The sequence below is a fragment of the Moraxella haemolytica genome, from assembly GCF_030177935.1.
Taxonomy (GTDB): domain Bacteria; phylum Pseudomonadota; class Gammaproteobacteria; order Pseudomonadales; family Moraxellaceae; genus Moraxella; species Moraxella haemolytica.
This window is the reverse complement of sequence record NZ_CP089974.1, coordinates 1,788,066-1,801,197: the sequence shown is the minus strand read 5'-3', so window position 1 is coordinate 1,801,197 and position 13,132 is coordinate 1,788,066. Positions and strand designations below refer to the sequence as shown.

The window sequence follows — 13,132 nt, the reverse complement described above, 5'->3', positions numbered from 1 at the left end:
GTGCTAGAATAAGCTTGGGTAAATACATAGGAAATAGTAATGAATATTGATGCTTATCACAATAATTTGGCAGTGGTTAAAGACTTTGGTTCGCCACTACTTTGGCAATGGTTCGCCAAAATCTGTGCCATTCCCCATCCAAGCTATCATGAAGAAGCGTTAGCAAAGCACATCATTGATTGGGCAAAGGGGCGAGGGTTGGTAGCTTGGCGTGATGCGGTAGGTAATGTAATTATCAAAAAAAATGCTACCAAAGGCATGGAGGGGCATGAGCCGATTGCCTTGCAAGCCCATCTTGACATGGTACCTCAGGCAAATGCTGATACCAAGCATGACTTTACCACTGACCCTATCATGCTCAGACTTCGCCCTGATGACAATGCGTGGCTGATGGCAACAGGCACAACTTTGGGGGCGGATAATGGTATTGGTATGGCAAGTTGTCTTGCGGTGCTAGAAGCAGATGATTTGGTACACCCTGAGATTGAAGTTCTGCTTACCATGACCGAAGAGGCTGGCATGGTTGGCGTCTTTGGACTACAAGCAGGCGAACTGTCTGCCAAGATGATGATTAATACCGACACTGAAGAGATAGGTGAGGTGTATGTTGGCTGTGCAGGCGGTATTGATGCCAATATTCATCTGCCTGTTACGGTTGATGAGCATGGTTTTGATGGCGGAGTTGCCTTGACCATCAAAGGGCTAAAAGGTGGGCATTCTGGACTGGACATTCATAAAAATCGTGGTAATGCAATTAAGATTATTGCACGCATCTTGGCTGATGTATTGCCTAAGTTTGAGCATTGTTTTGCCATTGCTCATCTGGCAGGTGGTACGCTAAGAAACGCCATTCCTAGAGAAGCGACGGTGCATCTGCTCTGTGATAAAAGCGTGGGTAGTGAGTTGGCAGAAGCGTTACAACGAGCTTTTGATGTCATCTATGGTGAGATTGCTAAGGCAGAGCCTAAGTGTACTTGTGTGCTTGAATCTGTGAATGCCAAGCGGTCTTTGAGTGTGGCAGATACCACCAAAGTCATTCATCTACTAAATACTTTGCCAAATGGTGTGGTGCGTTATTCTGATGTGGCAGAAGATACGGTTGAGACTTCTTTGTCTTTTGGTGTAGTAAATCTAAAAGATGATGGACTTTATGCTGATTTACTCGTTCGTTCACTGGTAGAATCTGGCAAAGAAGCAATCTGTTCGGTTTTGGCAAGTTTGGCTGCTTTGGTGGGGGCTTCAGCTGAGTTTACAGGCAGTTATGTGGGTTGGAATCCTGACCAACATTCTAAAATTACGCCGTTGACTAATGAATTGTACGCCCAGATTTTAGGGCATGAGCCTGCTGTTAAAGTGATTCACGCAGGGCTTGAATGTGGTCTGATTAAGCAAAGCTATCCTAAGATGGATATTGTCTCTATTGGACCTACCATTAAAAATGCCCACTCACCTCAAGAGATGGTGCATATAGACAGTGTGAATGTTTATTGGCAGTTACTGACAACAATTTTGGCAAATGCCCCAAAAAGATGATGAGATGGCTTTGATGTCTGACTTGATTTATGGGCGAGATATTGATGCAACAGATGGGCTTAGAGAGTGTTTTTGGGAGCGTTATACGCTACATGAGATGAACGATGCAGAATGGGAAGCACTTTGTGATGGCTGTGGGGTGTGTTGTCTGGTGAAGTTCTTGGACGATGATGATCCTCGCTTTACTGAGTACACAGATGTTGCGTGCCAGCTTTTAAACTGCCAGACAGGGCATTGTTCAGATTATGCCAATCGCAAAGCACAAGTTCCTGACTGCATTCGTCTGACTGCCGACATGGTGGCAGATATGATGTGGTTACCTAGACATTGTGCGTATAAGCGATTGCATCTAGGGCAAAATTTACCACATTGGCATTATTTGTTAGCAGGTCAGCAAAGGCACGAGCTTGCCATGAATAAAGTGGGGGTGCGTGGTCGCTGCGTGCCTGAGACGGCTTTTGATGAAGATGAGATAGAAGAGCGGATTATTCGCTGGGTTAAAGTCTGATGGTTGGTGGGCGTTTGACCATACAGATAACTGCTACAAAATAACGCTTGAATAATCTTGATAAATCCGCTACATTAAACATGATTTTTCTGCTGATTTCTTGGCAGATTTTTAAGGATTAAGAGGCTTTTTATGTCTGATGACAGTCATTCGGGCAGTTGGACTCGTGGGCTTAAACGCTGGCTATCCACTGCCCCTGAAACTCGTGATGATTTATTAAAATTAGTGCAGGATTCTCGCCAATTTTTGGAGCCTGATACGGTTGATATGCTTGAGGGTGTACTTGACCTGCCTGCCACTCAAGTGCGTGAAATCATGACGCCACGCCCACAGTTATCTACCATCAGTAGCGATGATGATATTGCTGATGTGCTGTCGGTGCTACTTGAGACAGAGCATTCTCGCTATCCTGTCTTTGATAGCCATGATGACAATGCAGTTATTGGTATTTTGTTGGCTAAAGATTTGATTCCGATTTTTGCAAAGCGTGCCAAGGGCGATGATTCCCCTTTTATCCTAAAAGATATTGTCAGAAAGCCTTTGTATATCAACGAAAACGCTCGTTCGGATACGCTTTTAAGATTGCTACAAAAAGCACAAGTGCATATGGCGGTTGTCTTAGATGATTTTGGTTCGGTTTCAGGTATTGCAACGATGGAAGATTTGCTTGAAGAAATTGTTGGTGACATCGTTGATGAGCATGATGATATTGATGAAGACAGTACCATTAACAACATCATAGCCCACCCCACCAAAGAGGGTGTATGGCTAGTACAGGCATCTACCCCGATTAGCGATTGTAATGAAATTTTGGGTTCTTGTTTTAATGATGAAGATGTTGATACGATGGGTGGGATTGTCATGCAGGCATTAGGCTCAGTTGGTCATCTAGAGGGTGAGCAGGTGCAGATTAATGATTGGTATATTACCGTTATTGATGTTGAAGGGCGATTTATCCGCTTGCTTGAGATGGCTTATTTGCCATAGACGGCGTAGTGGTATTAAGCACAAAAAAACACAACGAAGCAGTTGTGTTTTTTTGTGCTTAAGTTTTATATTTATTATCATACTCAAAGTTAGCTAAATTTTTAATAATCAAAGTATTAAGTTCATCTTGTGTTATCTCAACACATTTTTGACTCATGGGTTGATTTCTTTTTTCTTGATGGCTTAACTTTCAATTCCCAAATATATAAGTAGAGCTGATATCCCTAGTGGCGTATGGACTTATTGATGCAAACTAAATTTGTAATTCTTATTTTTTTTTGATTTATTATGTTATTATTTAAATTTAGGAATGGTGATCGATGCCACTGTATAAAAATGCCTTAGATATTATCCGTACCAATTTGGAATAACTGCAAAATGGTGAACGCCCTAAATTTGTCGCAATAGGTAAATTAACTGATGAACAATTAACCACAATCAATCAAAAACAAACCGAAAAAGATTTGCCCATTGTTCAATGCAATGAGATTTTATACATGGGGAGGCATCACTATAATAGCTGAGTTATCCAAGATGGCTATAAAATATCCGATCTAATAAAACAGATTGAAAGTGCGATGGCAAAGAGCAGTATTGTTGAAAACAACAAGGTGCTAAAAAGTACTATTTTAAGAGATGATGGCTATGGAAATATGGTTTGGGATTGGGCGATTTTTGAGATGACGGCAAAACAACCGAAAATAGAGCTATTTTCAGTCATTCCTAAAGGTGATGACAACAAGCCACCAAAATAAAATCCGCCTATATGCTACCATACAAGCGGATTTTGGTACTATAAAACGCAATCTCGGTTAACTTAGAACTCCGACGCCCTTGCGTTCAAATTTAATATAATGTATTTTTGAATAAAAATCAAGGTATTTTGATTGATTAAAAATTTTACCGATAATTTTTTTGCATATAATTATTTATCAACGCAAACAGCCATACTAAACTGGGTTGTTAATAAACCGATTGGGAATCAGCTGGGCTGATGGCGTATTGGGGTGAGGAGTGTCAGCGTGCCTTAGTGTACTGATGATCCAAGCATCGGCATGCTTGATGGCGTCGATCAGATCATCGCCCATTGCCAGTCGTCCTGCGATATGACTGGCCAAAGAGCAGCCAGAGCCATGAAATTCACCAGTTAATCTAGGAATGATGCTGGTGTGCACAATCTGCTCATCAACATATAAAAACTGCTTAATATCACCATCATGAAAATCGTGCGAGGTCTTGACAAGTACCGCACGCACGCCTTGTTGGTTTAGTTTTTTGGCACAATCGTGTAAATCATCAAGACCTGCCAAAGCACGCAGTTCATGTGTGTTTGGTGTGATGAGTGTGGCATAAGGCAATAGTGCGGTAAACGCCTTGACAAGCGTGTCTTGATCACCTAGGCTGCCTCCTGAATTGGCGACGAGTACAGGGTCTAACACAAAAGGTATGTCTTTGGGAATACGACCACTTTTAAATAAATCCGCCAATGTTTGAATGTTGTCTGTCGTGCCTAGCATACCTGATTTGATGGCTTTGATGGGCAGGTCATCAAGTACTGCCGCCGCTTGAGCCTTTAGCAGTTCACTGGATACCGCATCAAAGCCAAAAACCGCTTGTGAGCTTTGTATTGTGATGGCGGTGCAAGCGACTGTTGCGTGTGCACCTGCCACTCCGATGGATTCAATGTCTGCCTGCAGACCTGCACCGCCAGATGGGTCAAGCCCTGAAAAACACAGTACCACAGGTCGCATGGTAGGGGTATTGACGATATTGGTAGTATTCATGAGATGTCCTTAAGAGTTCTATTAAACTAAATCATATCATAACAAAAAATCTACCTAAGTGAATATTTTTCACCAAAAAAAGCGATGAGTGGGCGGTGGGTGATAAAAATTAAATCGCCAAGCAATAAAATGACAATAAATATAGAAATTTGTCAGAAATTTTTGAAAAAACTACTTGCAAATCATGAAAATTTTGCTATAATTATCGCCCACAACATACTGTGATTTATCACAGGATTTTGTAAAACGGTGACGTGGGTGAGTGGCTGAAACCACATCCCTGCTAAGGATGCATACGGGAAACTGTATCGAGGGTTCGAATCCCTCCGTCACCGCCATTTATTTTTCTAGTCCATAAAGATTTTAAAAATAAATTAAAAAAAGGCTTGACATACTAAAAAATTATAGTATAATAGCCCACCATCAAGACGACAACACTGAGTTGAATATCTTGATAAATCACGCACCCGTAGCTCAGTTGGATAGAGCACTTGGCTACGAACTAAGGGGTCGGGAGTTCGAATCTCTCCGGGTGTGCCATATTATAGAGAATCACCAAAGCTAAATAGTTTTGGTGGTTTTTTTATTTTGTATTTTATTTGTCCAATGGGTAAATTTGCTGATTTCGTGTTAAAATACGCAATACGAATCAACAGATGATGTATCAAAAAAATATGACCAAGACCACCCAAGCTCATACAACCCCAACAATCGCCACTGCTCGTGATGAGCCGATTGTCATCGCTACGCCCATCACTCGTCTATTTACCATGCTGTATGATGGTATGTTGATTTTGGCGATGCTGTTTTTGACAGGAACGGTGCTGTCGGTGATTGGCACATTGATTTTTGTAGATGTCGGCACAACGATTGAGGACGCCAAGGCGTTGCCAGAGTGGTATCAAAATGGTGTGATGACACCAGCGTTTGTGCTGACTTTGGTGGGGTTTTATGGGGTGTTTTGGCGAAAATCTGGACAAACTTTAGGTATGCAGACTTGGCGATTAAAGACGGTAACGAGTGAAGGAAAGCTACTGACTTGGGGTGATAGCTTTAAGCGAATCATTAGTGCTTGCGTGCTACCTATTGTATTTGTGGTGGTTGGTGCGTTGATGCACGGTTCTCGATTAGCGATTTTATTGAGTGCGTTTTTTGGCTTGTTGTTTAACTATATCTTTTGTTGGTTTAATCGCCGTGGGTTGGCGGTGCATGATATCTTATCTAACACCATGACGCTAAGAGTGCCAAAGTTTGAACACGAAGGGATTTTTGCGTCTTTGCGAAAGAAAAAACCCAAAACAGATAAATAACTTGCTTAATACTATTTGTATGAATAAACCCATCTAAAAAACCGCTCCACATTTATGTCGTGAGCGGTTTTTTTGGGTGTTGTTTTGGGGTGATTGGGTTATTTTTGGTGTTGAGCTTGATTTATATAGATTTAAATCACTTTGGAGAAGCGGTTGGCGTGCTTTGTTTCTAGATATTCATCAAACACCATGGCGATGCTACGCCCTAGGATACGACCTTTTGGTAAAATATCCACGCCTTTTGATGTGATATTCACCAAGCCATCGGCTTGCATATCGCTTAGCTGAGCAAGTTCGTTATCAAAATAACTCTTGGCATCAATATGAAAGCGGTCGCTCACTTCAGCAAAGTCTAAACGATCATGACAAAGCAGATTCATGATGACATGACGACGCAGTTCGTCTTTTGGGTTGGATTCTATGTGCTTAATGGCAGGCAGTAGATTGGCATCAATCATGCGTTTGTATTCGTTTAAACCGGTGTGGTTTTGTAGGATATGGCGACCAATCTGACTGATGGACGACACACCAAAGCCCAGTAGGTCGCATTCGCCCAGTATGGCATAACCTTGAAAATTGCGGTGTAGCTCGCCTTGTCTTTGGGCGATTGCCATGGTGTCAGTGGGTTTGGCGAAATGGTCAATGCCGATGTATTGATAGCCTGCATCGGTTAGGGCGTTGATGGTGTTGCCAAACATGGTGAGTTTATCAGCAGGGCTTGGCAGATGCTCTTCTTTGATGCGGCGCTGTGGTGCAAAGCGATTGGGCAGGTGGGCGTAGTTGAATACCGATAGTCTATCTGGGGCAATATCAATGATGCGTGCCACTGTGCTTGCCATACTCTCGATTGTCTGATGTGGTAGCCCATAAATCAAATCAATATTGATTGACTCAAAACCAAGCTCTCTTGCTTCATTCATGACCTGCCGTACCATTGCTTCTGGCTGTATGCGGTTGACGGCGATTTGTACCTGCTCTTCTAGATCTTGTACGCCAAAGCTTAGGCGATTAAAACCCAAGTTGCGTAGCGTGCGTAATGTATGCTCGCCAAGCTCTCTTGGGTCTATCTCAATGGAGTAATCACCATCATCAGCGAAGCTAAAATCCGCCTGCAAAAAATGCCACAACTGCACCAGTTCATCATCACTAAAAAAAGTCGGTGTACCGCCACCTAGATGAAGCTGTTTGACGATTGGTTTGTGGGTGAGTAGGGATTTTTTATGTTTGACTTCTTTGATAAGATACTCTAGGTAGTCGCCTGCATCGCTGTTTTTCTTGGTGATGATTTTGTTACAACCACAGTAGTAGCACAGATGGCGACAAAACGGAATGTGAAAATACAGTGATATGGCTGTTTGTTCATTCTTGTTTGTTAGGATGGATTGCTCCATGCCATCAGCGATGGGGGTAAATTCAAGGGCGGTGGGGTAGGAGGTGTAGCGTGGACCTTGGCGGTTGTATTTCTCAATGAGTGTTTCATCGAAGTGAACCTCAGAAAAATGTAAAGGTTCTTGATTGGCATAAGGATTCATGGTTTACCCCTTTGGCATTGGCTATCGGCTGATTTTGGGATTATTATACCTTTTCTAGATTTGATTTATCAATCATCACCTCTTGATGGAGGTATTAAAAAACCGCTCAACTGTTTGAGCGGTTTTTGTTTGGGGTTATTTCATCTGTTCTTTGTACTTGAGATACTCTTGTTCTTTTCGAGCATCTTCAGCACGCCATTTTTCGGTCTTCAAGTCATCAGCACTTGGTCTGACCTCAAGATTTGGCACAGTTGTAACGCCCATTTCGTTGAACGCAAAAGTGATGGTCATCAATTCATCTTCTATGCGTTCAGCATAGGTGTTAGGGCTATGACCTTGATCTTCTGCAGCGTGCAGTAGGGTAGGTCTATCACAGCTTTGAACCTCTTGCAATTTGGCAGTAAAACGATATGAGTGAGATGGTACAACACGGTCATCTCGTTTTGAGGTTTGAATCAATGTTGAAGGATAGCATGTGCCGGCAGTCAGTTTTTGATAAGGTGAGTAGCTCATCAAAACATTATATACATGACGACCTTCTTCAGGCGTACCGTATTCTTTCATCCAGTATTGAGTAATACCTGCTTTTTCATGGCGGAATTGGTCAAATACAGCAACTTGTGGGAATGCCACACGATACTTCTCAGGGTGGCGAACCATTGCTGCACCAACCAATAGACCACCATTAGAACCACCAATGATACCAAGATGATCAGGGTTGGCGTAACCTGCACTGTTTAGATAATCAGCAGCTGAGGCGAAGTCATCATAACCCACCAAGCGTTTATCGTGTTCAGCAGCTTTTTGCCATGCTTCGCCGTACTCACCACCACCACGAATGAAAGCGTGAGCCCATACACCACCATTTTCTAGCCACATTGGGTTGGCTGGAAAACCAAACCGTTGGTCATAAATGACACCATAACCACCATAGCCATATAGCAATGTTGGGTTGTTGCCATCAAGTTTAATGCCTTTTTTGTAGCTGATGTTCATCGGTATTTTTGTGCCGTCATTGGCGGTATAAAATACTAGCTTAGTCTCAAACTGAGAATCATCAAATGGTGTAAGGTCATAACGACGGATATCTAAAAACTTATCTTTACTGATGCTGTATTTATAATCAGTCGATGGGAAAGTAGGGTTGCTAAAACGGAACTTGACATAGTTCTCAGAAGCCTCAGGGTCGTGCTTTTTAGCCTCTTTATCTTCCTCATCATCTTCGTCTTGACCGACGACATTACCTGATAAGTTTGAGATGTAACCTGCACCTTGTACTGGGGTTAATTCTTTGGTTTCGGCTGTCTTCATGTTAACCAATAAAAGACGGCTAACACCATGTTGTAGGTAGCTCACCAAGAAATAACCATCACCTTCTTCGTGATAATAAGCCTCACGCATGATGTCAAATTCATCTGGTGTGGTTAGTACCACTTCTCGTCTTTTTAGATTATCCAGATTGGTTTTGATGATTTCGCCTTTGCGGTTGTTCTCACCACTGATGATCCAAACATCACGAGTTTCTGGGTCAAAATGTACAAGTTTTGCCAAGATGTTGTTGTTAAAAGATGAGTCGTATTTAAAAACTTCATCAAAGAATTTCTTGTCGTGCAGACGATAGGAGGTATTTGTCTTTCTGTCGATGATATAGACAGAGTCAGCACTGTCCCAAGTGTCCATGATGATGTAGCGTTTATCTTCACCATCAAAGTCAATGCTGTTAATGCTAGCACCATCAACATAAGACAAAGGAACGGCGATCGGATCATTGAATTTTTCTTTACCAATCTCACGATAGAATACAAGTGAACGATACTGCTCGGCCGCTGTATAGTAGATGGTGTTGTCGTCAAACCATTTCATGGCTGGGTTAGTACGACTGATACGACCAATAATCGGTGTGGCAAGTTTCCCTGTTTTGGTATTAACAACATGCAAGAACCAAGGGTCAGAGTCGGCACTACCTTGACGAACAAAGAAAGAAACATAAGTGCCATCTTTACTTACTTTAGTCCCACGCATCGCTGCTTTGCCATCAGGAGCTTTTTTGCCATCAGCAGACAGATTTGCTTCATTGACAATCTCGGTGCGTCTGCCATCTAGACCGATCAGCTCAATGCGACGAAAACCATCGGCGTGGCGATAAGTACGAATTTCACCTAAATCTTTGCGATAGACTCTGCTGATTGTACTTTCAACATTCTTTATCGCATCGGTATTTTTTTTGAGCTGTTCGTAGATGGGCAGTTGATAGATGTAATCTTCAGTAACAGCATTTTGTGCATTGACCCAATCATTCACCTTACTTGAGGTTTTTGGTGGTACAGTTTGCAGGTGCTTGATGGTTTCTTGTGCTAAGGGTTTATCGTCTTCTTGGCGAGTACCGATAAAATTTCTTTCTCTATCTTCGCTGGTTTCTTTGCTGATGCGAGGATCGATATTATCATAATCTTCAAGCCAACGATATTTATCAACTTGAGTGCCTGACGCATAGTGATCGATACCATCATCAGGAGCATGAGGGTTGGAGCTATGCACCGCATTTTTTATACCGGCTGTATTTGATGACATACCAAATTCGCCATGCAAAAATGGGTCTAGATTGTCTTGATGAATAGGTGTATGCGGATAATTTAGTTTTTTTGATTGATTCTGATCGTCATCTGCATAAGCCATGCCTGAAGATAGGCAGGCAGTGAGAGCAAGGGAAAGAGCGCTTAATTGGGTTGGTTTCATTCAAGATATTCCTATAAATAAGTTCCTTAAAATGATCATCAGACATATTGGATATGCCAGATGATCATGTCCTTTGCCTTGGTTAGAATGTGAAAACAAGACCTGCACGAACATTCTTATCAGAAAGCTTGCTGATGTCTTCTTTTGCTACTTTATAAGTAGTTTCTTCTACATCATAGCGAGTGTATAGACGCACATTTGGACGAATACGGTAGTCTAATTGAACATAGCCTTCTTTGGCTCTTGCTGTATCAAATAGGTGTATTTCATCGCCATCTACATAAGAATATCCAAGCTCAGTGGTTGAAAGAGGCTCAGCACCTTTTTTCAGATTAGTACTGGCTTTTTTGATGCCATAGCCACCGCTGACTTGGAAGACAGGGTTGATGTCATAAGCAATTTTTGCACCCAAATAATCAGTAGTTTTGGTGTCAAGAGTTGCTCTTGTATCTTTTGAATATTTTTCTTCTTTGCGACCAACATCGGCAGCAACCAAGAATTTGCCTGCTTGATACTCAATAGAACCAGCAATACCTTGAGTTTTGGCGGCATACTGATTAAGAGAATTGTGCACCCAACGATAATCGATGTTATCGAGAGTGGTATTAACGATTGCTGGGTTGGCTGTATTTTGGCTATAGCCCAGACCGAAGCGAACGCTTTGACCAGCATCAACAGGTAAACGATAGCTTAAAGAGGCACCATAGCCTGATTTGATGCCAGAGTTGTCATCTTTACGCACATCATTGATGCCGGTGAAGCTATAATAAGCACTGGTGTGCAATCCTTTTTGACCATAGTAGTCTAGGCGAAGTGCTGAACTGCTAAAAATATCCAGTGGAGTGTCAGTACCAGTGCGGTTGACATAGTTGGTGTGTAGATACTGACGACCCAGACTGATGGCACCGATGCTTTTTTTGTCTATTGACAGGCTTGAGTTAGATAAGTACATGTTGCGAGCATCGCTATAACCTAAGCCGATGTTGGCAGTTGCACGCCAGTCATTTGGTAGCTGTTGAGAAGCACGGAACTCAACATAAGACACACCGTGATTTTGTCCTAAGCGAGTTTTTCTATCTGTTGCATCTTTTTCGCTAGGTACTGAAATTGGGTTTGCATCAGGACGGGTGCCATTAGTAATCCAATCGGTGCCATCATCTTTTAAAATTTTGTGTTTGGCGTCTTTTTTGGTGGCTTGCATGTCAACCTGACCATTGATGTCTAGGCTAAGACCGTCTTTAGTGTATAGGTTGTAGACTGCTTGGCTGCTCATACTGATACCAACAACACTCACCATAAGAGCAAGTTTGGTTAAACGAAAAGTGGCTTGAGTATTCATATAAAAAATCCTTTAAAAATTAAAATGAAAAAGAAGCACCAAGAGAGGCGGATAATCTGTCGCGTCTGCTAAATTCGCCCTCTGTTACATAATTTTTGGTTCGAGTGTTTGAAATCTCACCATTTAGACTGATATTTTTGTAAAGTTGGTAATTAAGTTTGGCAAGATAGCGATCTTGTTTTACTTTCTCAAAGAAAGAAGATTCAACACTTCTTTGGGCAACTAATGTCTGAAGACTAACAGGCTTACTGTTGCTGTCTGTCTTATGAGCATAACTTAGTGTACCTGTTAGGCGTGGAGTGATCTCATAAGTTGCTTTTATACCATAAACTTCAGTCTTTAGTGTATCCCACCATGCACCGTTATAGGTGTTTTCTCTTTGACCGTAGTCTAAACCAAGTTTTAGGTTGTTATGTTGTAGATTGGCGCCCACAAGATAAGACTTGCCTTTGGCGACATCATCAACATAGCGAGGGTTCTTGTTCCCTTCGCTTCTGGTATAGCCTGCTGCAAGAGTTAGGTTTTTTCTGGCACCAAAATCAAATTGGTAATCTGCCGAAACACCATTGCTTTTGTGCAGACCGTATGCAGCAGGGTCATTCACATCGTTTGATGCAGAAAACATATGATAACCAGCTAGCGTCAAGTCAGGAATACCGGTATAGCGTACAAAGATATTTTTACCTCTATTTTGGATAATGTTGTCCACATCTGTTTGTTTAACGGGTAGGCGTGTCCAACCATCACCAACGGTAACACGACCAAGATCACCAGAAGAACCAAAGTCAAGTGATAAACCCCATAGAGCACCATAGTTAGTGCTGGAATTTTTGTTGTAGCTTAGGTATGTAGAACCATTTAGAGACAGTCCTTTGGTAAGCACTTGGTTGACATATAGTTCGATAGCTGCATCGTCTGTGCCTTCTGCTCTTAGGCGTCGGTCAGCGTCTTGACGGTCTTGGTCTGCCAGCACTTGTTCTAGTGTGCCTTCAGGACCATAAATAGCAGGGTTTGCCATGGTGTAGCGGAATTTATTAGAAGTGGTGCCGATTGTAGGACTGACATTACCACCGACATATAACTTTAAGCCATCTCTAACATTGGGTGTACTAACCCATAAACTATGAGCGGGCATTGCTAATGCTGCCAACATGGAAAGAGGTAAGAATTTGATGGTAGATTTAAACCTAGAGGGGGGGGTCATCTTAAGCATAAGAATGCAGTTCTCCTTAACAAATAAATCAATCTTGGCGGTGTCTATTTGATACTCAATAGGCATGGCAGAAGAAAGACTTTAAGACAATATTACCAATGGTATCAATTTTGCAATCAATTGATACAAGAATGTTTGGTTTGGCTAGGTTAGCATGACAAAATTCAAAAATCAAGCAATAAATTTAAAT

General features: G+C 42.0%; 10 protein-coding genes and 2 tRNA genes. 7 read left to right on the top strand and 5 right to left on the bottom strand.

What is annotated here, in order from left to right:
- The first annotated feature begins 39 nt into the window (after window positions 1-39).
- The 4 genes from LU276_RS08635 to LU276_RS08620 all read left to right on the top strand — a co-directional run bounded on the left by LU276_RS08635 (window position 40) and on the right by LU276_RS08620 (window position 3,783).
- On the top strand, window positions 40-1,533 hold the full coding sequence (locus LU276_RS08635; RefSeq protein ID WP_284673433.1) for an aminoacyl-histidine dipeptidase: 1,494 nt from the start codon (window positions 40-42) through the stop codon (window positions 1,531-1,533).
- Window positions 1,534-1,537: 4 nt separating this feature from the next.
- Window positions 1,538-2,041: a YcgN family cysteine cluster protein gene (locus LU276_RS08630; RefSeq protein ID WP_418001264.1), complete on the top strand. Its 504-nt coding sequence runs from the start codon at window positions 1,538-1,540 to the stop codon at window positions 2,039-2,041.
- Between the two features lie 132 nt (window positions 2,042-2,173).
- On the top strand, window positions 2,174-3,028 hold the full coding sequence (locus LU276_RS08625) for a CBS domain-containing protein (RefSeq protein WP_284673432.1): 855 nt from the start codon (window positions 2,174-2,176) through the stop codon (window positions 3,026-3,028).
- Between the two features lie 578 nt (window positions 3,029-3,606).
- Complete coding sequence (locus LU276_RS08620) at window positions 3,607-3,783, top strand: hypothetical protein (protein WP_284673431.1); 177 nt, start codon at window positions 3,607-3,609, stop codon at window positions 3,781-3,783.
- Between the two features lie 195 nt (window positions 3,784-3,978).
- Here LU276_RS08620 and LU276_RS08615 read toward each other — a convergent pair whose 3' ends face one another.
- Window positions 3,979-4,779, bottom strand: a complete 801-nt coding sequence (locus LU276_RS08615) for a hydroxymethylpyrimidine/phosphomethylpyrimidine kinase (protein WP_284674629.1) — start codon at window positions 4,777-4,779, stop codon at window positions 3,979-3,981.
- A gap of 281 nt (window positions 4,780-5,060) precedes the next feature.
- On the opposite strand from LU276_RS08615, the gene LU276_RS08610 reads away from it, so the two are divergent.
- The 3 genes from LU276_RS08610 (at window position 5,061) to LU276_RS08600 (ending at window position 6,122) form a co-directional block, all read left to right on the top strand.
- Window positions 5,061-5,150, top strand: a tRNA-Ser gene (locus tag LU276_RS08610).
- Window positions 5,151-5,275: 125 nt separating this feature from the next.
- Window positions 5,276-5,352: transfer RNA gene (locus LU276_RS08605), tRNA-Arg, on the top strand.
- A 212-nt stretch (window positions 5,353-5,564) separates the two neighbouring features.
- Window positions 5,565-6,122, top strand: a complete 558-nt coding sequence (locus tag LU276_RS08600; RefSeq protein WP_284674628.1) for an RDD family protein — start codon at window positions 5,565-5,567, stop codon at window positions 6,120-6,122.
- 131 nt (window positions 6,123-6,253) lie between these two features.
- Here LU276_RS08600 and hemN read toward each other — a convergent pair whose 3' ends face one another.
- The 4 genes from hemN to LU276_RS08580 form a co-directional block, all read right to left on the bottom strand.
- Complete coding sequence (gene hemN, locus LU276_RS08595; RefSeq protein ID WP_284673430.1) at window positions 6,254-7,654, bottom strand: oxygen-independent coproporphyrinogen III oxidase; 1,401 nt, start codon at window positions 7,652-7,654, stop codon at window positions 6,254-6,256.
- A gap of 135 nt (window positions 7,655-7,789) precedes the next feature.
- On the bottom strand, window positions 7,790-10,390 hold the full coding sequence (locus LU276_RS08590; RefSeq protein WP_284673429.1) for a prolyl oligopeptidase family serine peptidase: 2,601 nt from the start codon (window positions 10,388-10,390) through the stop codon (window positions 7,790-7,792).
- An 82-nt stretch (window positions 10,391-10,472) separates the two neighbouring features.
- On the bottom strand, window positions 10,473-11,729 hold the full coding sequence (locus LU276_RS08585; protein ID WP_284673428.1) for a porin family protein: 1,257 nt from the start codon (window positions 11,727-11,729) through the stop codon (window positions 10,473-10,475).
- 19 nt (window positions 11,730-11,748) lie between these two features.
- Window positions 11,749-12,864, bottom strand: a complete 1,116-nt coding sequence (locus LU276_RS08580; protein ID WP_284673427.1) for a porin family protein — start codon at window positions 12,862-12,864, stop codon at window positions 11,749-11,751.
- Window positions 12,865-13,132 lie beyond the last annotated feature (268 nt).